The 22,626-nt window shown below is 61.9% G+C and carries 19 protein-coding genes and 1 pseudogene; 6 read left to right on the top strand and 14 right to left on the bottom strand.

The window, feature by feature from the left end; translation table 11 throughout:
* Nucleotides 1–444 precede the first annotated feature (444 nt).
* The 3 genes from OBACDRAFT_RS23960 to rpmG form a co-directional block, all read right to left on the bottom strand.
* Nucleotides 445–960, bottom strand: a complete 516-nt coding sequence (locus OBACDRAFT_RS23960; RefSeq protein WP_043589626.1) for a chemotaxis protein CheW — start codon at nt 958–960, stop codon at nt 445–447.
* Nucleotides 961–1,039: 79 nt separating this feature from the next.
* Nucleotides 1,040–1,609, bottom strand: a complete 570-nt coding sequence (locus OBACDRAFT_RS23955; RefSeq protein ID WP_052362511.1) for a gamma carbonic anhydrase family protein — start codon at nt 1,607–1,609, stop codon at nt 1,040–1,042.
* Nucleotides 1,610–1,718: 109 nt separating this feature from the next.
* Nucleotides 1,719–1,883, bottom strand: coding sequence for a 50S ribosomal protein L33 (rpmG, locus tag OBACDRAFT_RS23950; RefSeq protein WP_043589624.1), 165 nt, complete (start codon nt 1,881–1,883; stop codon nt 1,719–1,721).
* Nucleotides 1,884–1,982: 99 nt separating this feature from the next.
* On the opposite strand from rpmG, the gene OBACDRAFT_RS23945 reads away from it, so the two are divergent.
* From OBACDRAFT_RS23945 to OBACDRAFT_RS23925, 5 genes are all read left to right on the top strand, one after another.
* A complete protein-coding gene (locus OBACDRAFT_RS23945; RefSeq protein WP_043589623.1) occupies nt 1,983–2,468 on the top strand; it encodes a tRNA (cytidine(34)-2'-O)-methyltransferase in 486 nt (161 codons plus the stop codon).
* Nucleotides 2,469–2,559: 91 nt separating this feature from the next.
* Nucleotides 2,560–3,522, top strand: a complete 963-nt coding sequence (locus OBACDRAFT_RS23940) for a FecR domain-containing protein (RefSeq protein WP_043589621.1) — start codon at nt 2,560–2,562, stop codon at nt 3,520–3,522.
* A gap of 14 nt (nt 3,523–3,536) precedes the next feature.
* A complete protein-coding gene (locus tag OBACDRAFT_RS23935) occupies nt 3,537–4,736 on the top strand; it encodes a surface lipoprotein assembly modifier (protein WP_043589620.1) in 1,200 nt (399 codons plus the stop codon).
* Nucleotides 4,737–4,776: 40 nt separating this feature from the next.
* Nucleotides 4,777–5,421, top strand: coding sequence for a polysaccharide biosynthesis/export family protein (locus tag OBACDRAFT_RS23930; protein WP_052362509.1), 645 nt, complete (start codon nt 4,777–4,779; stop codon nt 5,419–5,421).
* Nucleotides 5,422–5,473: 52 nt separating this feature from the next.
* On the top strand, nt 5,474–7,744 hold the full coding sequence (locus OBACDRAFT_RS23925) for a GumC family protein (protein WP_043589618.1): 2,271 nt from the start codon (nt 5,474–5,476) through the stop codon (nt 7,742–7,744).
* Nucleotides 7,745–7,806: 62 nt separating this feature from the next.
* Here the strand turns inward: OBACDRAFT_RS23925 and OBACDRAFT_RS23920 are convergent.
* From OBACDRAFT_RS23920 to OBACDRAFT_RS23905, 4 genes and pseudogenes are all read right to left on the bottom strand, one after another.
* Nucleotides 7,807–8,904, bottom strand: a pseudogene (locus OBACDRAFT_RS23920) (IS630 family transposase).
* 49 nt (nt 8,905–8,953) lie between these two features.
* Nucleotides 8,954–9,943, bottom strand: coding sequence for a quinolinate synthase NadA (nadA, locus tag OBACDRAFT_RS23915; protein WP_043589617.1), 990 nt, complete (start codon nt 9,941–9,943; stop codon nt 8,954–8,956).
* 115 nt (nt 9,944–10,058) lie between these two features.
* Nucleotides 10,059–10,439: a TPR end-of-group domain-containing protein gene (locus tag OBACDRAFT_RS23910; RefSeq protein ID WP_043589614.1), complete on the bottom strand. Its 381-nt coding sequence runs from the start codon at nt 10,437–10,439 to the stop codon at nt 10,059–10,061.
* An 86-nt stretch (nt 10,440–10,525) separates the two neighbouring features.
* The gene (locus OBACDRAFT_RS23905; RefSeq protein WP_043589613.1) at nt 10,526–10,996 is read right to left on the bottom strand and encodes a Fur family transcriptional regulator; all 471 of its coding nucleotides are present in this window, start codon (nt 10,994–10,996) and stop codon (nt 10,526–10,528) included.
* 184 nt (nt 10,997–11,180) lie between these two features.
* Between OBACDRAFT_RS23905 and ade the strand changes: the two genes are divergently transcribed.
* Nucleotides 11,181–12,938 (top strand): adenine deaminase, encoded by a 1,758-nt coding sequence (ade, locus tag OBACDRAFT_RS23900; RefSeq protein ID WP_043589631.1) that lies wholly within the window; start codon nt 11,181–11,183, stop codon nt 12,936–12,938.
* A gap of 37 nt (nt 12,939–12,975) precedes the next feature.
* Here the strand turns inward: ade and OBACDRAFT_RS23895 are convergent, their stop codons facing one another.
* From OBACDRAFT_RS23895 to OBACDRAFT_RS26000, 7 genes are all read right to left on the bottom strand, one after another.
* Entirely contained in the window at nt 12,976–14,694 is a 1,719-nt protein-coding gene (locus OBACDRAFT_RS23895) for a right-handed parallel beta-helix repeat-containing protein (RefSeq protein WP_157837273.1), read from the bottom strand.
* Between the two features lie 145 nt (nt 14,695–14,839).
* Nucleotides 14,840–15,535 (bottom strand): type II secretion system protein, encoded by a 696-nt coding sequence (locus OBACDRAFT_RS23890; RefSeq protein ID WP_052362508.1) that lies wholly within the window; start codon nt 15,533–15,535, stop codon nt 14,840–14,842.
* A 91-nt stretch (nt 15,536–15,626) separates the two neighbouring features.
* On the bottom strand, nt 15,627–16,454 hold the full coding sequence (locus OBACDRAFT_RS23885) for a PEP-CTERM sorting domain-containing protein (protein ID WP_043589610.1): 828 nt from the start codon (nt 16,452–16,454) through the stop codon (nt 15,627–15,629).
* On the bottom strand, nt 16,451–16,771 hold the full coding sequence (locus OBACDRAFT_RS23880; protein ID WP_043589608.1) for a GntR family transcriptional regulator: 321 nt from the start codon (nt 16,769–16,771) through the stop codon (nt 16,451–16,453). The genes OBACDRAFT_RS23885 and OBACDRAFT_RS23880 overlap by 4 nt, the downstream gene beginning before the upstream one ends.
* Before the next feature lie 193 nt (nt 16,772–16,964).
* Nucleotides 16,965–18,014, bottom strand: coding sequence for a LacI family DNA-binding transcriptional regulator (locus tag OBACDRAFT_RS23875; RefSeq protein WP_043589607.1), 1,050 nt, complete (start codon nt 18,012–18,014; stop codon nt 16,965–16,967).
* Nucleotides 18,015–18,081: 67 nt separating this feature from the next.
* Nucleotides 18,082–18,918 carry an IclR family transcriptional regulator gene (locus tag OBACDRAFT_RS23870; RefSeq protein ID WP_043589605.1) on the bottom strand — a complete coding sequence of 279 codons (837 nt, stop codon included), beginning with the start codon at nt 18,916–18,918 and terminating at the stop codon, nt 18,082–18,084.
* A 188-nt stretch (nt 18,919–19,106) separates the two neighbouring features.
* On the bottom strand, nt 19,107–22,626 hold a 3,520-nt coding region (locus tag OBACDRAFT_RS26000), incomplete at its 5' end, for a hypothetical protein (RefSeq protein ID WP_052362506.1).

Raw genomic sequence — 22,626 nt, 5'->3', positions numbered from 1 at the left:
CAACCAACCAAGGAGGGCGGGTCTCCCGACCCGCCGACGGCGCGAAGCGTCGCAATTCCGGAAGGCGCGGCTGCGCCGCGTCTGGCGGGTCGGGAGACCTATACGCGCTAACATCTTTTCAATCGCCACGCATTTCTTGAGATTATTTCAGCAGAAAACAGCGATTTTTAGATTTAAAAGGCTGGTTTGAATCAAAAAATGAAGAAAAAAACGAAACATGTTAGCGCGTATAGGTCGGGAGACCCGCCCTCCATAGGTAACGAGGAGCGGCGGCATCCTGCCGCCGGTTCGTTGTAGGGGCTTCGCTTGCGACGGAGCGCGCCAGCGCGGAGATGGCGCACCTGCAAGGTGCGGTCTGGAGCGAAGCGCAAGACCAGACCGGAACGGTCTGCAAGCCCGCGAATTTGCAAGTGTGCTCCGGGTGGCCTTCAGGGGGCGGGAGACTCAATTCGAGGGGGCGTCGGCTGCGGGTGCGGCTGCGCCGGGGAGTTCCACAAGGTCGTGGGCGATGACTTGGTCGATATCAAGGAGCGTCTTGACCACACCTTTGATCTTGGCGAGGCCGAGCAGGCAGGTGGTGTCGATCCGGGCGCCGAAGTCGGGCGTGGGTTCGATTTCGCCAGCCGACAAGGTGGTCACTTCCTCAACGCTGTCCACGATGAGGCCCATTTGCGCCGGGGTTCCTTGGTTGAGATTGACCTGCACGACAACGATGCAGGTGCGCTCGGCCATCTCGGCATTCAGGCCAAATTTCATTCGCAGGTCGATGATGGGGATCACCCGGCCACGCAGATTGATGATGCCTTTGACGTAGGCGGGGGTCCGTGGCACCGGGGTGATTTTTTGCATGCGGATAATCTCGCGGACCTTGAGCACTTCGATGCCGTAGGATTCCTTGTCGAGTACGACGGTGAGATACTTGCCGATGTGGGAGGTGATGGAGGGTGCGGTCTGGCTCATGGGATTTTTTTGCCCTCCTTACATCGACCGCAATAGGCCGGACTTTAGCCCGTCCAGCCGTCCGTCCTGACATTGCGCGCTACGCGGGCGCGTTTTGTTTTGCGGCGTGGGACTTGGCGACGGCGGTGTATTTCTCGGCGAGTTTGCGACCGGAGAGTTGTTCTTCGGGAGAAAGCTGGCGGATGACCTTGGCGGGGCGGCCCAGAACGAGCGAGCCGGGCGGGCAGGTGAAGCCTTGCGTCACGAGGGAACCGGCTCCCACCAGGCTGCGCGCTCCAATGACGGCCTTGTCGAGAATGATGGAGCCCATGCCCACGAGCACTTCGTCTTCGATCGTGCAGCCGTGGAGAATCGCGGCGTGCCCCACCGTGCAGTAACGGCCTACCTTGACGTCGGCGTCGTCGGAGAGGTGCACGATGCAGTTGTCCTGAATGTTGGAGCCGTCGCCGATCTCGATGCTGTTGATGTCCCCGCGGAGGACGGCTCCATAAAACACACTCGTATCCGCGCCCAGCTTTACGTTGCCCGTGACGGTGGCGTTGGTGGCGATCCAGAGAGCGCCGGAGGTTTCAGGCGTGCGGCCAAGGTGATTGGCGAGGCGGTCTTGGACGGTGGTGGCGGGTGATGCGGTGGTGGCGTCTTTGCTCATAATAGGGCGGAAGCCTCGCACCGGCTGCGGGCGGGTCGCAAAAACAAAAAAGCCAGCCCCGAGTCGGGACCGGCTTTGGCAGGTGAGAATGAAGCGCGGATGCGGGCGCTTATTTGATTTCCTTGTGGACGGTGTGGCGCTTGAGGAAGGGATTGTACTTCTTCTTCTCAATGCGCTCGGTGACTGTCTTCTTGTTACGGAAAGTCAGATAGCGGGAGGTTGGTTTACCTTCCTTTTTGGCTTCGGTGCACTCCAGGGTGACGAGTTCTTGCATGGTGTTAAAGTGAGTTAAGGGGTGAGACGTTGCGAGTGGACTTGCCCTGCGCAATCTCAAAGTTGGAAGTTTCTCACAACCAGCCTCGGCCACCCACGCATGATCCACATTGTCCTGTTTCAGCCCGAAATCCCCCAGAATACCGGCAACATCGGGCGCATGTGCGCGCTCACGCAGTCGCGGCTTCATTTGATTCATCCTTTGGGGTTTACGATCACCGACCGGCACTTGCGACGCGCCGGGATGGACTACTGGTTTTCGCTGGATGTGCATCATCACGCGGACTGGGCGGCGTTTCTGACCAGCCCGCACGCTCCGCCGCGCGAACGGTTGTGGCTCTTCACCACGCATGCGACGCGGCGTCATTGGGATGCGGCGTTTGCCGATGGTGACGGGCTTGTTTTTGGCAACGAGGGCCACGGCGCTCCCGCATGGTTGCACGACGAGATCGGCGCCGCCCGTCGCGTGACCATCCCTCATGCCAATCCCGACTTGCGTTCGCTCAACCTGAGCACCGCCGCCGGCATCGCATGCTACGAAGCGCTGCGGCAGGTGGGAATGCCGTCAATGGGGCAATTTACCTAGACAAAGTTGGCAGATTGGCCTTGATTGTAAAAAATTCGTCAGAGCTACCACGCAGCCTTTCGGCAGAAATCATCAGGAAAACGTCACACACATGCCTACCACACTCGCAGCCGCTGGCTCCCGCCACGCGCGCGCCTTCGTCTGCAAGGCGCCCGCAACCATCGCCTTCGCCGTCGTCGTTGCCCTGTTCTCCATCGCAGTCGTTCCCTCCGCGCTCCGTGCCGATGAAGCGGGTGGCGGAAGCAGCGGCAGCAAAAAGCAAAATCCGACCAGCCGCCTCTACGTTGCCGACCTCGATGGCGGCACTTCCGAAATCAACACCGGCGAGCGCATCGAAGACCTCACCCGCAAGTCCGTTCACTCCGCCGAGGGCACCGTCGTGGAGACCAGGCCCGACGCCACCAGCGCCCTCGTTCTCTCCAACGGCACCGGCATTTACTTCGCCGAAGACACGCGCTTGGAAATCAAGCGCTTTCTCCAGGAGCCTTTTCAGCCCAACCGCACCGACCTTGAGGCGGAGCCCTCCATCTCGCAGACCCAGACCTATCTTTCGCGCGGCACGGTCGGCCTCTGCACCAGCCGCCTCATCGCGGGCAGTTCGATGGTTTATTCGACGCCTCTCGCCAATATCAGCATTCGCGGTCAGCGTGTGGTGGTGGAGACCACGGACAGCGAAACCAAAGTCTCCCTGATTGCCGGCGACGTGACAGTGCGTGGCGAGGGGTTTTCGGGCGGCGAAGTTCTCAAGCCCGGCCAGCAGGCCGTCATCCGGCGGGAGTCGCCCAACTCGCCCCCGCAAGTCCAGATCCGTCCCATCCCCGATGCCGACCGCGCCTCCCTCGACGACAAGGTCTCCTCCGCCTGCATGGCCCGCCGCACCGTTTATTTTGAAATCGCCGAGCGCACCGCCCAGAATGAGGAAAACCGCCCCCAGCTTGTCCCCGTGATTATCACGCCCGTGAACCCCAAGACCAACGGTCCCATCATCAGCGACACCTCCGTGGCCCCCGCGCCTGCGGCGGCTTCCGGCACTGCCGCCTCCACCGCCCGCTGACAACCGCATCGCTGATGAATGTCTCGCGTCGTGCATGCTCACGAATCACCTCCGGCGGCCCCGGTTGCGGCATCCTCTCACATGCCGCCTTGGTGCGCGTTTGCGTTGTCCTCTTTGCGAGCCTCGCCAGCCTCGCCGTTGTGCCGGGTGCCTTCGCCCTGCTCCGCTTCAACGATGGCAAGGACCAGGTCTTCGTCACCTTCAACGCCGGCGCCGGTTACGACTCCAACATCTACACCTACAACGGCGGTCCCGGCGATTTCATCTACAGCGCCGGAGTCGTCATCAACTACACCCGCCGCGCCGGCCTCATCGGCGTCGATGCCAGCGCCGGCCTCAACCTCTCCGATTTCGTCACCCACTCCGACGAAAACTCCGTCGATCCCGTTTTCTCCCTCGAACTTTCCAAAAGCACCGGACGCACCACCGGCTCCCTCACCCTCAACGCCGCCCATCACAACGACCCGGACGTCAACACCAGCATTCGCGCCGAATCCTGGGACTACGGCGCCAACTTCGCCTTTCGTTATCCGGTCATCGAGCGTTACTCCGTCACCGGCGCCATCGGCTACGCCCGCACCGATTACCTCCACAACGACGGCGGCCTCGTGGACCTCGACACGTTCACGGCCAGCACCGACCTCTTCTATGTGCTCAATTCCCGGCGCGATATTTTTGTCGGATACCGCTACCGCGACAGCACCACCTCCGACACCGGCGGCAGTCAGGACCACGCCATCACCACCGGCCTCAGCGGACAGATTCTCCCCAAGCTCAACGGCACCATACGCGTCGGGTATCAACGCCGCCACTACACCGACTCCGGCATCGACGAGACCTACGACGGCCTCACCGCCGCCATCTCCACCACTTGGACCGTCAGCAAGCGCCTCAACGTCACCGGCACCCTCACGCACGATTTCCAGACCACCTCCACCGGCTCCACCACCGAGACCACCATCCTCAGCATCGAAAGCCAGTACGCCGTCAACTCCCGCCTCAGCCTCAACTCCAACCTCGGCACCGGCCTCAACCAATACAAGGAAGGCAACCGCCGCGACTGGTACTACACCGCCGGCATCGGCTTCGGTTACACCCTCCACCCCCGCCTTCAAATCACGGGCAGTTACCAATACTACCAAAACTATTCCAACCTCTCGCTCTCTGAATTTTCCCGGCATACCTTCAACCTCGGAGCCTCCTCCCGCTGGTGAACCGCACTCACCACCACACGCCGACTCACATCGACCGAACATGATCCACCGCCTGCAACCACCCGCCCTCGCCGCCGCGCTCCTCCTACTCGCGGGCCTCGCGTCCTCCCCCCCCCCCCCCCTCCGCGCCCAACTCGCGCCCACCGAGGCTTCGCAGGCCGCCGCCCGCGCCTACATCATCACCAACACCGACCGCCTCCGCGTCGCCGTCTATCAGGAGGATGAACTCTCCGTCATCGCCCGCGTCGATGCCCAGGGCAACATCAACCTCCCCCTCGTCGGCGCCGTCAAAGTCTCCCGCCTCAACATCGTCCAGGCCGAGCAGGCCGTCGAAGCCGCCTTCCGCGACGGACGCTACCTGCGTTTCCCCAAAGTCACCATCAACGTCGAGGAATACGCCCCCCGCGAAGTCTCCATCCAAGGCCAGATCCGCTCCCCCGGACGCTACCCTCTGCCCATCGAAGCCGGCATGACCATCCTCGAACTCGTCACCCGCGCCGGCGGCCTCACCGACACCGCCCGCGGCACTGTCACCGTAACGCGGATACTCCCCGACGGCACCAAGAAAGTCTTCAGCGTCGATGTGGACAGCCTGATAAAAGGCCGCCGCAACGCCAGCGTCTCCGACAACAGCCTCATCCTCGAATCTGGCGACATCGTCTTCGTTCCCGAACGTCTCATCTAGCCCATTTTCAGGCCCAGCCATTCCGCACCGATTCATCCCTCTTTCCTCGCCGATGCCCGACACTACCAACAATCGCCCGCCACCCTCCGCCAAACTCCATTCCGGCGACGACGACCTCGTGGAGCGCCGCACCCTGCGCGATTACTACATCATCGTCCGCGAACGCCTCTGGATCGCCCTCCCGCTCGCCCTCCTCGCCGCCCTCGGCTACGCCTACTACAAGTCACGCGAACTCCCCATGTACCAGAGCACCGCGACCATGCAGATCGAGAAACCCGAGCGCGTCGTCACCAGTCAGGAAGTTGTGGATACAGCCGTCAGCAGCGACGCCGACCTCAACACCTACCTCCAGATCATCGGCTCGCAAAAACTCCGCGACAAAGTCGCCGAGTCCCTCAAACCCGATGACATCAAAATCCTCCAGCGACCCTACCAGCAGGACGCCATCGCCAGCGGCAGCCCGCTGCCCGGCCCCTCCGGCCTCGTTGGCGGCATCAACGTCCAGTCCGTCGCCCGCAGCTACCTCATCAGCATCACCGCCTACAACCGCGACCCCGACGGCGCTGCCCTCATCGCCAACCGCTACGTTGACCAATTCATCACCTACCTGATCGACAGCGTCAGCGGCCGCAACGAGGACGCCGTCAGCTACCTCAACACCAGCGCCGACCGCCTCCGCGACGAAGCCAACGCCGCCGAACAACGCCTCCTCGACTACATGAGACGCGAGAACCTCGTCTCGCTCGACAACTCCACCAACATCGTCCGCGAACGCCTCACCTCCGTTAACGCCGCCCTCCAGACCGCCCGCCTCGAACGCCTCGCCATCGAGAACCTCAACAACCAGGTTGAAGCCTTTCGCAAGGACAACAAAGACCTCATCGAACTCAACATCATCTCCACCTACGGCACCGTCCCCGCCCTCCGCGCCCAGCTTGCCGAGCACCTCCGCACCCAGGCCGTCCTCTCCGAACGCTACCTCGACCGCCACCCCCGCATGATCGAGATCGACAACTCCATTCGCGTCACCCGCCAGCAACTCGCCGCCGCCATCGCCCTCGCCATCGCCGACCTGCAAGCCACCCTCGAAAAAGCCCGCGCCCGCGAAGCCTCCCTCGCCATCGAATACACCGCCAACGAAAAAGAGCACCTCCGCCTCCGCGACCTCTCCGTCGAGTACAAATCCCTCGAAAACACCGCCGCCGTTGCCAAGAGCAACTACGCCCAGATCCTCGACCGCCTTTCCCAGGTCAACACCAGCCGCAACCTCGAAAAACTCCCCGTCCGCCGCCTTGACCGCGCCCAAACCGCCGGCGCTCCCTATTCGCCCAACCCGCGCAGCATCACGCAGACCTCCGTCGCGCTCGGCCTCCTCGTCTTCTTTGGCGTCGCCTTCGGGCTCAACCTCATCGACGACCGCATCAAAAGCGCTTGGGACGTCGAACACTTCATTGGTGCCAATCTCCTCGGCATCATCCCCAGTCTGGGAGACATCAAAGACCACGACCGCTACAAACTCTTTGCCGTCGGCCCGAATGCGGCCGACGAAAGCGGCGGCGGAAACAACACCAGCGAAGGAGCGCCGGACCGACGACGTGACCCCGAACGAGACCCACACACCAATGACGGCCAGGGCGAACATGCCACCGAGGCATTTCTGAACATTTTCAGCGCCGTAAAAATCCACTCCCGCCTCGATTTTCCCAAATCGATCCTCGTGACGAGCACCATTCCAGGCGAAGGCAAGACGCTCATATCCTGCAACCTTGCCGGAGCCTTTGCCCGCCACGGACGCCGCACCCTGCTTATCGACTGCGACCTGCGCCGCCCCACCATCCACCGTCATTTTGGCATCGAAAACAACGCCGGCCTCCTTGCCTGGTTCGAAGCCGGTGCGCCTTTCGACGACCTGCTTCCCGAGAACCCGCATCTCGGCGTCATCAAGATCGGTGAAAACTTCGACCTCTTGCGTTCCGGCGGACGCTCCCGCACACCCACGGAGTTCTTGGAAAGCGCCGCCTTCACGCAACTCCTGACGAAGTTGAAAAAGCACTACGACCTGGTGATCGTTGATTCTCCGCCGCTCGGTGCCGTGAGCGATTCCCTGCTCATCGCGGAGCGCACCGACGAAGTCCTTTACGTGTGCCGTTTCAACCGCGCCCTGCGCAAGCACATCAAACTCTACATCAAGGCGCTTCGCGCCGGTAAAAACGAAATCCTCGGCGTTGTCCTCAACGGCCTGACCGCCCGTCGCATCGAGTATTACTCCAATTACCGCTACTACCGGAGCTACAAAAAATACTACGGCCCCCGGGCGGCGTGATGAAAAGCGGTGGTGTTTGGGAGCGTTTTACCTTTTTCGTCGGGTGCGACATCAGGGAACTTCTAGAGTGATGTCCCGCAGATAACTTTAGAAAGTCGTTGAAGTTTTGCGAAGATGGAGTTGGCGGTGGCGGTCCAGGAGAAGGGCTTGGGGTGAAGATTGTAGTGCCGGACGAAGGAGTCGATACGCTGGATGAGTTGTTTGACGGTGGTGAAGGAGCCGCGGCGGATGGAGCGGTGGGTGATGAGGGCGAACCAGCGTTCGACCTGGTTGAGCCAGGAGGCGTAGGTGGGGGTGAAGTGCACATGATAGCGCGGATGTGCCGCGAGCCAGGAGCGGATTTTCGGGTGTTTGTGCGTGGCGTAGTTGTCGATGATGAGATGCAGATGCAGAGGCGGCGGCACACTGGAGTCGAGATGCCGCAAGAAAGAGAGGAACTGTTGGTGACGATGGCGCGGCTTACATTGCGTGATGACCTGACCGCTGCCCACCTCAAGCGCGGCGAACAGCGTCGTGGTGCCATGCCGGTAATAGTCGTGCGTGACCCCTTCGAGATAACCCAACCCCATCGGTAATACTGGCTGGGTGCGCTCCAGCGCCTGAATCTGACTTTTCTCGTCCACGCACAGAACCACCGCCTTGTCCGGCGGGTTCAGATACAGCCCGACGATGTCGCGTACCTTCTCCACGAAGAACGGGTCGGTCGACAGCTTGAACGATCTGCTCCGATGAGGTTGCACGCCGAACAGGGCGAAGTAGCGCTGCACGCTGCTCTTGGAGATGCCTGTTTGCTCCGCCATCTGGCGCACGCTCCAGTGCGTCGCATCCGGCGGACGACTGGCCAGCGCTTTTTTCAGCAGTCCGGCCACCCGCTCGTCGTCGTGCGTGCGCGGGCGTCCCGCCTTCGGCCTGTCGTGCAGCCCCGCCAGCCCCGCTTCACTGAATCGCTTGCGCCAATACACACACCGTCGGCGACGAAACGTTCAGTTGTGCGGCGATCGCGTCGTTGGTTTGCCCTTCGCTGGACATCAATATGCCCCGCGCCCGTCTCACCAGGCCCGCTGGTTCAACTCGCGCGACCGGCTGATCTGCTCCAGCGTCCGTCGCTCCAGCTCCGTCAGCGTCAACTCAAACTTCGGTGGCCTTCCTCGGTTCTTCATCTCTCTTCTGATAGCGGCCATTTAGTTATGTTTCTTTCGGGACAGAACACTAGGGGCGTTTGCTCCAGTCGAGCATGCGCTGGATCGGCGTCAGGGCTTGGGTGCGGATGGGCTCGGGAACGTCGATTTCGGGCGACATGTTTTGGAGCGCGTCGCGGACTTTCTCGATGGTGTTCATCTTCATGAACCGGCAGTCGTTGCAGGCACAGGTGTCGGTGGGGCCGGCAATGAAGGTTTTGCCGGGGACTTCCTTGCGCAGGCGGTGGAGCATGCCGCTTTCGGTCACGACGATGATCTGCGTGGCGGGTGTCTCCCTGGCGAATTTGACCATGAGTTCGGTGGAGCAGACTTCGTCGGCAAGGTCGCGGACGGCTTGCACGCATTCAGGGTGCGCAACAACGGGCGCGCCGGGAAATTTTTGGCGGATGCGTTCGATGGCTTGGGTCGTGAACTGGACGTGGGCGTAGCAACTGCCGGGCCAGAGGCGCATGCGGCGTCCGGTTTTTTGCTGCACCCACTGGCCGAGGTTTTGGTCGGGAACAAAGAGGATTTCGCGGTCGGCGGGCACGTTGTTGACGATCTTCATCGCGTTGCCACTGGTGCAGATGACGTCGCAGAGGGCTTTGACGGCGGCGGAGCAGTTGATGTAGGCGACGACATAGACCTCGGGGTGGGCGGCTTTGTAGGCGGCGAGGCGTTCGGCGGGGCAGGAGTCGGAAAGGGAACAGCCGGCGGCGAGGTCGGGGAGAAGGACGGTGCGGGAGGGGTTTACGATTTTGGCCGTCTCGGCCATGAAGTGGACGCCGCAAAAGAGGATCACGTCGGCTTGCGCGGCCTGCGCCTGATAGGAGAGGCCGAGCGAGTCGCCCACGTAGTCGGCCACTTGCTGGATGGCTTCGACTTGGTAGTTGTGAGCGAGGATGACGGCGTTGCGTTCGCGTTTGAGCGCGAGGACTTGTTGCTGGATGGGCGTGAGGACCGGGGCCTCGCGCCGGGGCGCGAGGATGACGGGTTCGTAGTTGAGCGTGGCAGCGGCCATTGATGGAAAGACGGAAATGCTAAAAGCGGAAAACTGAATGAGGAGTGGTCGTTGGTGTCAGATCGTTGTGGGTCGAGTCGTGAGGGGAGGATCGTGGCGCGGGGCCACGCAGCGGTCACGCTTGTTTCTGCGCGGCGGCTTTGACCTGGGCGAGCAGGCGGGAGAATTCAGGGAGGGGGCGCAGGGTGGCGAGGTCGTCGTCCTTGAGCATCCATTCGTGGTCTTCGTAGCCGCGCTCGAGGGCGGTGGTCAGGGATTTGATGGCTTCGTCCGCGTTGCCGATGAGGGCAAGGCTGCATGCGAGGTTGTAGTGCGCAGTGGCGTTGCCGGGTTGGAGGCGCACGAGTTTGCGATCCATCTTGAGCCCGTCGGCGATGCGGCCGGCCTTGGTGTAGAGTCCGCCGAGGAGCTCGATGACGTCCGTATAGCGGGAGTCGCGCCGGAGCACGGATTCGTAAAAGTCGATGTCAAATGCGATGTCTTCCTTGCGGGACATGTCGTGAAAGAACTGAAAAGCTGAAAACTGAAAAGCTGAAAGGGAAATGACCGGCGTGGGACGGTGTTTTCCAGCCTTTGGGGTCTTCAGAGTCTGGAGCCTTTGTTTTCGCAGGAGCCGTTTTGTTTCAGCTTGTTGCAATGGGCGTTGACCTGGAGACGCTGCGAGACGGGGGTGAGGCCAAGCTTGGAAGAGACAGTGCTGCCATACCACTCCATGAAGGGGGCGCTGATTTCAAAAATCTTGTCGCAATCGACGCAGATCACTTGGGCGACCTGGGCGTTGTTGTCCTTGTTGGGGTGGTAGTATTTGAGGTTTTTGCCGATATCGACCTCCCGGAGAAGGGCGCTTTCGGTCATGATCGGCAGGGTGCGATAGACGGTGGCGCGGGAGACGGAGTCGTCGATGGCCCGGGCGTGGTCGAGGAGTTCCTCCGCAGTGAAGTGGTCCTGCTGCGTGAAGGCGGCCTCAAAGATGGCGAGACGTTGGTTCGTCACACGGAGGCCTTTGGTGCCGAGGTAGGATTTGAATTTTTCGCGGGCCGCGTCGTTGCTCACAGGATGGTATTTCGATGGCGGGTGGCTGGCTGTCAACTGGTTCGTGAGGGGAGGGGGGGGGGGACGCTGGCGATCCCAGGTTGAGTGGCAACCGTTGCGGGCGATCGGCGGAAAAAGCCCGCGCCACTTTCGGATTCGAAACCGAATTGCCAGCGGGGGTGGGGTGGGGGAATGGTGGGGGGGCATGAAATCTCCGTCACGCGCACAACGAATTTCTGGACATATTGTGGATTTGCATCGTCGAGAGGTGTTTCCGGGGACGGTGGAGTGGCGAGAGGGGCGGATCACTGCGGTGCGACGCGATGCGCGAGTGCGGGGGGACCGGGCGGAGCGGCAGTTGATTATGCCGGGGTTTGTGGATGCGCACATCCATATCGAGAGTTCGTTGCTGCCGCCGGCGGAGTTTGCGCGGCTGGCGGTGATTCATGGCACGGTGGCCACGGTGTCGGACCCGCACGAGATCGCCAATGTGCTGGGTGAGCGCGGGGTGCGGTTCATGCTGGATGATGCGCGATGGTCGCCGCTCAAGTTTAATTTTGGCGCGCCGTCGTGCGTGCCGGCGACGTCGTTCGAGACGGCGGGCGCGCGGCTGGACGCGGCGGCGGTGGGGCGTTTGCTGGCGCGCAAGGACATCCGGTTCCTCGCCGAGGTGATGAATTTCCCCGGCGTGCTCGCGGGGGACCCGGAATTGCTGGCGATGATCGCGGCGGCGAAGCGTGAGGGGAAGCCGGTGGATGGTCATGCGCCGGGTTTGCGCGGCGCGCAGGCAAAGGCCTATGCGAAGGCGGGAATCACGACCGATCACGAGTGTTTCACGATCGAGGAGGCGCGCGACAAACTGGCGGCGGGGATGCGGGTCTTGATTCGTGAGGGTTCGGCGGCGCGCAATTTCGAGGCGTTGTCGCCGTTGCTGCTCAACGAGCCGGAGCGGTGCATGTTTTGCTGCGATGACCTGCATCCGGATTTGCTGGTGAAGCGCCACATCGACGAACATATCCGGCGGGCGCTGGCGGCGGGGGCGGACCGGTTCGATGTGTTGCGGTGCGCGAGCGTGCATCCGGTGGAGCACTACAAGCTGGACGTTGGGTTGCTGCGCGAGGGCGACCGGGCGGACTTCGTGGTGGTGGAGGGCTGGCGGCGGTTCCGGGTGCGGCGGACCTACATCAATGGCGAGTTGGTGGCGGCGGGCGGGCGCACGCGGTTGAAGCGGCAGGCGTCGCGGCGGGTGAATTTTTTCAAGGCAGAGCGGCGGGGCGCGGCGGATTTCGCGGTGCCGGCCGGACGTATCGAAATGGCGGATACGAATGCTGGTGTGGGCGGGGGGGGGGAGGGGGGCGCGAGCGCGGATGGAGGGCGGACATTGCGGGTGATCGAGGCGGTTAACGGGCAACTGGTGACGGGCTCGTCAGTGGTGCCGGCGCGGATCGTGGGCGGGCGTGTGGCGGCGGACGTGGAGCGCGACGTGTTGAAGATCGCGGTGGTCAATCGCTACGAGCCGAACGCGCCGGTGGCGGTGGGTTTTATTCGCGGATTCGGGTTGCGCGAGGGGGCGATTGCGTCGTCGGTCGCGCACGATTCGCACAACATCGTGGCTGTCGGCGTGGACGATGCCTCGCTGGCGGCGGCGGTGAATTTGGTGATCGAACATCGTGGCGGCCTGTCGCTGGCGGTGGCGTGCGGCGGCGGGCGCGTGCGGCGGGGCAGGGGCGTGCGGCGGGTGTTGCCGCTGCCGATTGCGGGGTTGATGTCGGACGCGGACGGGCGCGTGGTGGCGCGGCGTTACACGGCGATTGACCGGGCGGCGAAGGCGTTGGGCTCGCGGCTTGATGCGCCGTTCATGACGCTGTCGTTCATGGCGTTGCTGGTGATCCCGGATTTGAAGTTGAGCGACCGCGGGCTGTTCTCGGCGTCGAAGTGGGGGTTCGTGGAACTGGGCGGTTGACGGTGGTGGTGGGGGGGGGGAGGGAATCAAGGCGCAATCAATTCATTGGTGGCGGGGCGTTGGGCGTCACAGTGTCGATCGGTTGGGCAGACGTTTTTTGGGGGCGGGGCTGGCGTTCGACTTCGGTGGCGAGGCGGAAGTCCGCGTTTTGCAGTGTATCGAGATTTAAATTACCGTGACGGAAAAGTTTCGCGTCGGCGCTTGTCTGGTCGCGCACGAGTTCGCCGGAGATGTCGTTGTTGCGAAAGATCGCGGAACCGTTTCCCGACGGAAGCCGGCCCGTCCATGCGGCATATTTCCAGCCTTCAATGATGTTGTTTTCAACGATGGCGCGACCGTTGCGCGGGAAAAACAGGGCGAGGGCCGCCTCGGCTGGCAGCGGGGCGTCTTCGTTGGCCTCGCGGCGGAATACGTTGCCTTTGATGATGAGGCGTTTCACGCCCTCGGCGCCGCGTACGGCGTGATAGTTTCCGGGAAGTGTGTTTTTTATGTCGTTGTTCAGGATCAACACTTCTTGCGAGGCGTTCACCATGTTGATGCGTCCGTTGACGAGTTTGTTGCCGGATATCGTCACGTCCTCGCTGGCTTCGATGGTGATGACGCGTGGTTTGCCTTCGCGGGCTACGAATTGGTTGCCGGTGACAAGGATCCTGCGGTTGCCGAAGCTCTTTGTATTGGCACTGTGGAGACGGAGAAAATCACCTTGGTAAACCGGATCGCCTTCGGGTTCCACCATCACGAGGTTGCCGGAGATGAGGACGCTGTCGCCCCAGAAATAACAGCCGATGCCAAAGTATCTTGAGTTGATGGAAATGTTGTTGGCGATGATGGCGGTGCCCGTGCCTTCGGTGTCGTAAGCCATGTCGCGCATGTAACGCGCGAGGTTGTTGGCGATGATGACGTTTCGGCCCTTGGAACCCCAGGCGAGCGTCATGCCGTATTCGGCAAAGTTGCCGAGCACCTGAATATCGTAGGTGCCTGCTGTGTCGGGCAGGAAACCTTCGTCGCCCGGACGGGAACCGCGTTTCACGGTGGAGGCGGTGCCGCGTGGTATTTGTTTGTGTCCGTCGTTGGAATCGCCGCCCCACCACTGGCATTGAAAGGTGACGTGTTGCGACCAGTTGCCTTCGTGCAGGAGCCATTCGCTGCCGTTATTGAAGAGGGTTATGTATTGGCCTTGCACAGCTTTGTTGTTGCGCACGGCGAGTCGGACGGAGTGTTGGGCCTGAACGAGCGCCCACAGATAACTGGTGTCGCAGTCGCGCACGACGATGTCATTACAGGCGTCGAGACGCAGGACGACCAGTTGGCCGTTTTTCTTTTCGGCATAGTTTTTTTCGGTGCGCAGCGCTTTGAGTCGCGTCACGCGGAGGTCGGTCACGTTGCGGGCTTCGATGATGGAGCGGAGTTCTTGTATGCCGAGTTCGTGTCCGTCGATTTGCGGGAAACGGAGGTGCAGGCCGTCGATGGCCACGTCGTTACCTGTGATGCTGAGGAGTCGTTTGTCTTTTAGCAGGGAAGCATCCGGCTCCACGATCGCTCCATCCGCGAACTTAAGCCGGGTGCCGGTGGGCAGCACCAGACTGCCGAGTTTGTAGTGGCCGGGCGCGAATGATACGCGTGGCGCGTCGGAGTTAAGCGCGGTTTGCACCGATGCGGTGAGTTCTTGCGCGGAACGTGCCGGTTGCGGCGTAATGAGGGTGAAGCCGGGCATCGGCTGCGCATCGGCTGTGGCGGCGTTTGCAGGTGTCGGCATCAGCAATCGGGATGCAAGGGAAACGGCGGCCAACAAAAAGACGGACGCAAACGGGTGTGTGTGAACGCAACGTGTCATAAAAATCGTGAAGAGGAGAGGGGCTGGCTGGCGAGCGGAAGAAGGGGCAGTGGAAGCTGGAGGAGGCTTATCTATCGTTCTCGGGTTTGCCAATGCCGCCGGTGCCATCGGGTTTCAGTTCCTCCGGCGTTGGGTCGTATGTGGGGCTCGTATCCCTTTTGATGTCGGCGCGGCTGATCTGGCTGACTTTTTTGAGCGCGGAGTGTCCGTCGAGAAAAAGGACTGTGACTTTGCCGGAGTGCGGTTTGGGGATGGCCATTGGCAGGCGGGTTGATGTTGATGCAAGCGCGGTGCTATCAATGTATCGAGCGTCTTCGCATAGGTCTATTGCGTAGGGCTGGCTGGATGGACGGGTGAATTGGGAAAATGGCAGGCCTTTGACGTATTCGTTGAAACCCGCGCCCCACTTGGCCCCTGTGACGCGTGAGGGACAACTGAAGTTTTTTTGCACATAATCCAAAGTGTTCGCGGAGGTGTTCATGGTCATTCCCATGTATCGGGCGAATAGGACGCTGCCTTCGAGTCTGGGAGCGGCGTATTGGATTCTGGGCAATACGTTTTTGTTTTCGGCGAGATAGAGATGAAGCGCCTGCCCGATCTGTCTGTAGTTGCTGACGCACTTTACAGCCTTGGCCTGATTACGAACGCGTCCGGTTACCGGAATAATAATCGCGGCAAGCACGCCGATAATGGCAACAACGGTCAGGAGTTCGATCAGTGTAAAAGCGGTTTGGTGTCTGGTGGGAGTCGGTTCCGTGTGCATGGGGTGCGAGGGGGGAATGGGGAGGGGCGGGAGGGCGTAGCGTATTTAGAATCCAGATACTGAGCAGCCCGGGAAATGTGGGGCAACATTTTTAGCGTTTCGCAAAGCGGCGAATGAGGCCAAAGGCGAGCAACAAGGAACCGCCGATCAGTGCCCAGCTGCCGGGTTCAGGCACGGAAGTCGTATTCATCGCCACCTTGAAATCCGTGAGTTTGTTGACGTCATTGTCCGCCCACTGGAAGAACGCGCCGACAGAGTTTGTTGCTGCCGGGGCAGCTTGGTTTCCTGGAGCACCGAAAACGTAGGCGGCCTCCAAAACATTCACGCCGTTCAGATAGACACCGGTAACCGTGGTCGTCGCAAAATCGTAGCTGAATGAAAAGGTATTGCTGCTTGAGAGGCTGAAATCAGTGCCGAGCGCCCCCGTCGCCAATGTCGTATTTTTTGTCTTGAGATACCAGTTGGCCGTTGTGGAACGGCGGGATATCTGAAGCCAGACCGTTCCATTTGATATGGGATTGTTAAAACTGCTTGCTGAGGAAAATCCGACACCGATCCACTTGTCGTTTGAACCGGAACTGCCTGAATTCAATGTGATGCCCACGGTCGCCACACTTCCGTTGCTGGAATAGGTGTTGTAGGTGAAAGGCAACGACATGTTCGCGTGGTTGGCCGTGCCATCGGCAGTCAGATATTCCGTTTGAGTCGTGGCATTTGTTTTGAAAACGAGGTTGCTGGTGGCCGTCCAGCTCAACGAGGTGCCTGCGGTGTTGGGATGGGTGGCTGAGAGTTTCACGGATTCTTCAGAGGAATAACGACCGGAAAAGGTGTCTTCGATCACAACAGTTGCGTGGGAGGGAAGCACCAGCGTGCAGGCGGCGAAAAATACCGCACCAAGGAATAGCGATTGGAATTTCATTGTAGTCTGGGTTTGATGTTTGGGTTCGGGAGAAGATTGGTTGCCTGTGGTTTTTTGCTTTTGAGCCTTCCGCCGCACACATACACGCCCTTGCCTTGGGCTCCGCGGAGGAGTCCTTCGTCGATGAGGGTTTTGAGGGCGCGGCGGACGGTGGGTTTGCTGATGTCGTTGCAAAGGCGGGCAATGTCGCTGGCCGTTGGAAGCAGGTCGCCGGGGCGGTATTCACCGGTGCGCAACCATGTCCGGACGAGCATGTCCACCTGCTGGCGGGGCGGAAGCCCGGAGAGCGTGTCAGGAGTGATGGCGGCGACGGACATTGGAATTGTTCTCTTGTAACAGATTGATGGATACGCGTGGGGCTGTGATAAAATGAAGTGTCGGGAAGTTGTCCCGGTTCCCTGAAAAATGAAAGCGTCGTGATACTGGACACGTCCACTTAATGGTAGCGGGCGGCCCTTTTTTTATTCGAATCGAACGTCGTTGGGTTCGGACTGAAACACCGAGCTATTCTTATTTCCGGCGCGAAACCGTGGGGCCTTCCGACCAGGTGGCATCTATGAGAAGGACTTTCGGGGTTTCGGGGATACCATGTTCGTTGCGGCTGATTCCGGACGTCACCAAGTCCACGGCCACGGAACCGACGGCCGACAGGTTTTGCAGTGCTCCAGCCACTACACCGATCTTTTTGTGATTGAGGTCGATGTTGGCGTAACCCGTCCGTTCCGGGACGCGCACGCCGGATTCGCGCATCCAGAGCAAGGGGTTGTCGGGGCCGATGCCCAGAACAGCGTCGGGCTTGTGGGCGCGATACCATTTCAGAAATTGTTTTTTCGAGTCGGGATGGTCCTCCCAGTATTCCATCCAAAGGGGAGGGATCGGCGCGCCGCCGAGGACTTGCTGGCTGGTGGTGAAGCCGCCCAGCCAGAGGTGTTGCACGCGGTCGTCCGACTCCTTTGTAATGGCCAGTCCGATACGGCGGTGTCCGAGCCGCCACAGGTTGTCGTAACAGAGCCGGATGATGTTGAACTGGTTGTTGGCCACCCGGTCGAAAATCCGCTGGGAAAAGGAGTAGCCGAGGGACACGGTGAAGAAGCTGTTCCAGTCGAACTGGAGCGGTTCGAGGTCGAGCGGCATGGGGCCGATGATCGCGCCGCGCACGGCGCGGGCGCGGAGGATGCGGGCAATGCGGGCAGAGTCGCCTCCGCGCAGGCCGAGCCAGAAGGGTTCGACACGAAAGCCGAGGTGTTCCGCACGGTCGCGGGCTCCTTGCAGGGTTCGGTCATGCGGGTTGGCTTTGAGCCAGTCGTCCTTGGTTTTGTAGGCGCTGAAAAAGGCGATGGTCTCGCCACTGCGTTTTACGCGGCGGGTGCGAATCTGCGCCATGAGCGCGGTGACGAGGGCGTTGGGGCGGTAGCCGAGTCGCTCGGCTTCGGCTTGCACGCGCCGGCGTGTTTTTTCGGAGATGTGGGGGTGATTGCGCAGGGCCATCGACACGGCCGAGCGTCCGAGGCCTAGGCGGGCGGCAAGGTCGCGGATGGAGATGTGAGGCTGCTCGGCCATCAAGGGGGGGGGGGGGGGGAGGATTGAAGATCAGGTTTATGCGGAGGGGGACTTGCGGTTTGGCGCTTCAATTTTGGGCTTCAATTTTTTTTCTCGGTCGTCCGCGGCGGTTGCCGGGGGGGGCGTCGCTGGCGGGGAGTTGCGAGCCGTGGGCCCAGAGTTTTTCGATTTCGATGATGGCGCGGCGGAGGGCGGCGAGGAGGGTGTCGGCGTAGCCGGGTTTGCTCATGCGCATGGTCGGAGCGCTGGCGCCGAGGGCGGCAAATACGTTGCCCCAGGCGTCGTGCGCGGGGACGGCAATGGCACTGACGCCTTCGCTAAATTCGTCGGTGGTGCGGCTGTAGCCTTGGGCGCGGATTTTGGCGAGTTCGACGGCAAAGGCGGCGGGGTCGGTGATGGTTTGCGGGGTGTGCGCGGTGAGGCCGTGGTGGGTGAGGTAACTTTCGAGGACGGCGGGAGCGGCATGGGCGAGGAGCATCTTGCCGTAGGCGGTGGCGTGGGCGTTGCGGAGTTTGATTTCGTTGAGGTCGTTGACGGCAAGGGCCTGGCGTCCGGCGACGTAGGCGAGGTTGAGGAAGCGGCCCTGGTCGTTGACGACGAGTTGCACGGTTTCGTTGAGTTCGTCGGCGAGGCGTTGGACAACTCCGCTGGCGGCAGTGGAGAGGAATTGGTGGTAGGTGGGGTGGTTGCCGAGGTGCATGAGTCTCATGCCGGGGTAGAAGAGGCGCGTGGTTTCGTCCTGCCGGAGATAGCCGCGCGCAACAAAGGTCATGGCGATGTTGTGCGCAGTGGCGACGTTGATGCGGAGTTGCTGGGCAAGGGCGCGCGTGCCGACGCCGGCTTCAGCACGGAGGATTGCTTCGAGGAGGTTGAGGCTTTTTTCGAGTGTGAGGACGGCAGGCATGTGCAGAGAAAAAGCCTGAAGGATTGGCGGGCTGAAAGGCTGAAATGTGAATGACCGGGGGGGGGGGGGGCGGGCCTGCGGCCCGAACGTTCAACATCCAACATCGAACGTTTAACATCGAAGTTTGAAGTGGCGGCAGCTTGTGAGGGGGGAGAGGGGAGGCGGGACTTGCCAAGCGGTTTCGCGGGTTATGGTTGGATTTCGAGTTCGTAGGCGAGGGTGGTGGCGTGGGTGGAATCGGGGGATGGAATGGTGTTGAGGGTGAAGTGCAGGCCGTCGGCGGTGCGGGTGACGGGGAGGGAGTGGAGGCGGCGTCCGTCGAGGGCGAGGGCGTGCAGGGTGATGATGGCAGTGGGGGGAGGATGGAGAGCGAGGGTGATGTTGGCGGCACCGCGTTGCACAAGGAGGGGCGCGTCGCCCCAGGCTTCGAGGATTTTGCGTTCGGGTGTGCGAAAGCGAGCGCCGGTGTTTTGCACGTCGGTGAGGTGCAGGATCAGGAAGCGGCGGGCGGTGGCGAGTGGTGCGGTGTCGATGGCGGAGATGGAGAGCGTGGCAGGGGTGTCGGTCGTGGCGTTGAGGATGGGGCCGGTGACGGTGCCAGGACGGGCGAGGGCGTGGGCTTCGGTGCGGGGAGTGATGACGGAGAAACGGGCGTCTGAGATGTTGAGGTCGAGTTCGCCGGTGTCGCTGCGGTAACGGCCTGCGTCGGGTTTGGGATCGGAAGTGAAATTTTTTGGCGAAAGGATGCGGGCATCGAGGAGTTGTTGGTGGAGGCGCGGGGTGTCCTCAAAGGTGGGGGTTGTAGTGGTGGATCGGGTACCGGGTTCGGTGATGGTGGCGAGGTGCGTGCGGTTGGTGGGACGGGTGTTGCCGCGGACGGTGGAGCCGAGGGCGGTGACGAGGCCGAGTTTGGAGAGGTTGTCGGTGTGGGAGCCAAGGGCGTCGGGGGTGGCGAAGGCGGTGGCGGGGTCGATTTCGTATGTGATGAGGTTGCGCGAGGGGGTGACGTCGGCGCGCAAAAAGAGGAGCGCGGAGAGGCGGTCGGCCAGGGTGGAAATGGGGTCGTTGGAGGTGTTGAAGCTCATGATGGGCGAGGGTTCGGTGAGGTGGGCAATGAGGCCGCCGTTGTAGGAGAAGCGGTAGGCGGCGTCCCAGTCTTGGAAGGCGGCGTAGGCGCCGAAGAGGGGACCGGATTCGGCGCGGTGGCGGTTGGGGTAAGCGTAGTTGAATTCTGTTACAGCGTAGGGAAGTCCAATGATGCGGGTTGGAAAGAGTTGGCGAGGGAGTTCGGCGGCGGCGGCGATGGCGGAGGTGTCGAGTTGGAGGAAGGGGAGATCCCATTGCGCGCCGACGAATCGGGGGTGGTCCCAGTAGCGGTGAACGTCAACGTAGTCGAGGTGGTCGCGGACGAGCGTGAGGGGTTTGTAGTCGCGGTGGTTGATGTCGGTGAGCGGAGCACGGACGCCGATGTTTCGGAGAAAGGCGGCGAGGGTGGCGCGGGATGTCTCCTGTTGTTCGTGAAGGAAGCGGGCGAAGGCGAGGGAGCGGTCGCGTTCGGAGGGGGGGGGGAGTTGTTGCGAGGCGAGCCAGTCGGTGAAGCGTTTCTGGTAGTTGCGGGCGATGGTGGCGTTGGAGGCCCAGGTGGCGGAGAGGACGTTTTCGTTGACGGGGCAGATGCCGATGAGGGCGGGGTCTTCGGCCCAGGTGAGTCCGGTGTGGGGATTGCGATGGGTGAGGAGTTGGCGGGCGAAGTTTTGCCATGCGGCCCGGGCGTCGGGAGAGATGGGGATGGCGGGTTTGATGGCGGATTTGATCGGGGTGGATAGGGCGAGGTCAGGGAGTTCGGCGGGTTGAAATGTGCGGGAGCTGTAGAGGTCGATGTTGATGTAGAGTCCGGCGGCTTTGAGGCGGGAAACGAGGTAGTCGAGTCGGTCGAGTTTTTCGGGGTCGATGTCGTGGCTGCTGGCTGGGTTGGTTTTCAGGAGGATCGTATCGAAGTGATGGATACGGACGGCGTTGTAACTCATGCGGGCAAGGCGGGTGGCGAGGCGGTCGGCAAGGGGGCGGTCAATGTAGTTGGTGGCGAAGTTGAGGTTGGTTCCCCAGAATCGGATGCGGCGAGTGGGTTGGTTTTCGAAGGCGAAGTGGCCGTCGGGCGTGATGATTACGGGGCCGTGTTTGCCTGCGGGGGCGTCGATGAGGTGGCTGAAATCGAGGGCGCTGCCGGGGAGGGGGTCGTGGGCGAAGTGGATGGGTTGCCAGTCGGGACCGGCGGCGAGGATGAGTGGTTTCTGGGTGGTGGTGTTGGTGGAGGGCGGGATGTCGTCGGGGCTGGCTGTGATGGCGGCGATCATCCAGACGGCGGCTCCGGAGCCTTCGATGTCGAGGGCGGTAAGGGGTTTTCCGGGCAGGGTGAAGCGGGAGAGGTTGAGGCCGACTTCGGGGAAGCGGGTGGTGGCGCCGCGCCAGGCGATGGGGCCGTTGGGTGCATCGGCGGGGGAGGTCCAATTGGTGGCGTCGCGGTGGGCGTGTACCGGGATTTTGGTGACGGTGCCGTCGGGGTGGCGCGCGATGAGGGTGCCGAGGAGTTGGTTGGCGGGTTGGTCCCAGGCGTAGGCGTGGAGGAGGTGGAGGGTTCGGACGTTTTCTGAGGGGTTGACGAGTTGAAGGTTGGGGGCGGTTTTGAGGAAGTAGTTGCGGTGAAGGCCGGAGAAAATGAGGGCGGAGCGGTTGTGATTGGTGGCGGGGTCGATGATGTGGAAGGGGATGTTTTGGAAGGTTTGGTCTCCGGTGGGGAATTGGCGGAGGTCGTGGTCTTTGCCTTCGTCGGTCCAGCCGCCGGTCTGGTCTCCGGCGACTTCGTCGGCAAAGGCCATGTTGGCGGCGGAGCGAAGGTCGATGGGGGTGAATCGATGGGGGCGGAGGGTGATGTCGCAGGTGAGGGTGTGTGGGGCGTTTGGAGCGGGGGGGGGGGGGGAGGCTTCGATGATGAGGGTGTAGTGGGGCTGTCCGTAGTGGCGGTTGTCGGCGACGAGAATACGCAGTGGTGCGGTGGTGTCGGGCGCGGAGATCGTGAGCGTGTGGTTAGTTAGCGGGATGTGGAGCGTGGTGGCGCGGGCGTTTCCAAGTGCGAATGCGGTGGGTGGTGTATCGGGAAGTTGGATGCGTTTGGGGGGGGCGGCGGAGGTGCGCGAAGTGGGCGGAGGGGAGGGAAGGAGTTCGATGGTGCGTCCGGCGAAGGTGGTTTCGGGGAGGCGCACGAACCAACGAAGTGCGCCGGGAGTCGGAGGTGTGTCGGCAGTGTTTGCGGTTTCGGGCGCAAGTGTGAGGGAGAGGCGGAGGGTGTCGGGGGCGAGTCGAGTGAGGGTTTGGTTGAGGACGAAGGGGGTAGGGGATGTTTTGGTGTTGAAGGTGGCGCGGAGTTGCCAGTCGGGTGCGGTGGAGTCGGCGGTGCGGGGATAGCCGGAGTGCGGGCGGATGGCTCCGGGGGTGTTTTGCGTGGTGCTGCGTCCGGCTGAGCGGTAATCGAGGAGAAGGGTAATGTCGTCGAGCGTGAGAATGCCGTTGGTGTCGGCTTGCAGCGTGGTGGCGGGTGTCGCACGGGCGGCGAGTTGGAAGGGCGTGGCACCGCCGTCAGCCGGTTCGGCTTGAGCGAGGGGAAAGGGGGCAAGCGCGAGGATGAGGGCTAGATGTGGTTGGCGGATGTGC

Source organism: Geminisphaera colitermitum TAV2 (assembly GCF_000171235.2).
Taxonomy (GTDB): Bacteria; Verrucomicrobiota; Verrucomicrobiia; order Opitutales; family Opitutaceae; genus Geminisphaera; species Geminisphaera colitermitum.
This window is presented reverse-complemented; position numbering and strand designations above follow the sequence as displayed.

What these genes read in the sequence shown, in the direction of transcription:
- ade (WP_043589631.1), top strand. Translation starts at nt 11,181, where the DNA reads ATGAAATCTCCGTCACGCGCACAACGAATTTCTGGACATATTGTGGAT.
- OBACDRAFT_RS23885 (WP_043589610.1), bottom strand. Translation starts at nt 16,454, where the DNA reads ATGAAATTCCAATCGCTATTCCTTGGTGCGGTATTTTTCGCCGCCTGC.
- OBACDRAFT_RS23925 (WP_043589618.1), top strand. Translation starts at nt 5,474, where the DNA reads ATGCCCGACACTACCAACAATCGCCCGCCACCCTCCGCCAAACTCCAT.
- OBACDRAFT_RS23960 (WP_043589626.1), bottom strand. Translation starts at nt 960, where the DNA reads ATGAGCCAGACCGCACCCTCCATCACCTCCCACATCGGCAAGTATCTC.
- nadA (WP_043589617.1), bottom strand. Translation starts at nt 9,943, where the DNA reads ATGGCCGCTGCCACGCTCAACTACGAACCCGTCATCCTCGCGCCCCGG.
- OBACDRAFT_RS23875 (WP_043589607.1), bottom strand. Translation starts at nt 18,014, where the DNA reads ATGGCCGAGCAGCCTCACATCTCCATCCGCGACCTTGCCGCCCGCCTA.
- OBACDRAFT_RS23930 (WP_052362509.1), top strand. Translation starts at nt 4,777, where the DNA reads ATGATCCACCGCCTGCAACCACCCGCCCTCGCCGCCGCGCTCCTCCTA.
- OBACDRAFT_RS23880 (WP_043589608.1), bottom strand. Translation starts at nt 16,771, where the DNA reads ATGTCCGTCGCCGCCATCACTCCTGACACGCTCTCCGGGCTTCCGCCC.
- OBACDRAFT_RS23935 (WP_043589620.1), top strand. Translation starts at nt 3,537, where the DNA reads ATGAATGTCTCGCGTCGTGCATGCTCACGAATCACCTCCGGCGGCCCC.
- OBACDRAFT_RS23895 (WP_157837273.1), bottom strand. Translation starts at nt 14,694, where the DNA reads ATGCCGACACCTGCAAACGCCGCCACAGCCGATGCGCAGCCGATGCCC.
- OBACDRAFT_RS23870 (WP_043589605.1), bottom strand. Translation starts at nt 18,918, where the DNA reads ATGCCTGCCGTCCTCACACTCGAAAAAAGCCTCAACCTCCTCGAAGCA.
- OBACDRAFT_RS23955 (WP_052362511.1), bottom strand. Translation starts at nt 1,609, where the DNA reads ATGAGCAAAGACGCCACCACCGCATCACCCGCCACCACCGTCCAAGAC.
- OBACDRAFT_RS23910 (WP_043589614.1), bottom strand. Translation starts at nt 10,439, where the DNA reads ATGTCCCGCAAGGAAGACATCGCATTTGACATCGACTTTTACGAATCC.
- OBACDRAFT_RS23945 (WP_043589623.1), top strand. Translation starts at nt 1,983, where the DNA reads ATGATCCACATTGTCCTGTTTCAGCCCGAAATCCCCCAGAATACCGGC.
- OBACDRAFT_RS23890 (WP_052362508.1), bottom strand. Translation starts at nt 15,535, where the DNA reads ATGCACACGGAACCGACTCCCACCAGACACCAAACCGCTTTTACACTG.
- rpmG (WP_043589624.1), bottom strand. Translation starts at nt 1,883, where the DNA reads ATGCAAGAACTCGTCACCCTGGAGTGCACCGAAGCCAAAAAGGAAGGT.
- OBACDRAFT_RS23940 (WP_043589621.1), top strand. Translation starts at nt 2,560, where the DNA reads ATGCCTACCACACTCGCAGCCGCTGGCTCCCGCCACGCGCGCGCCTTC.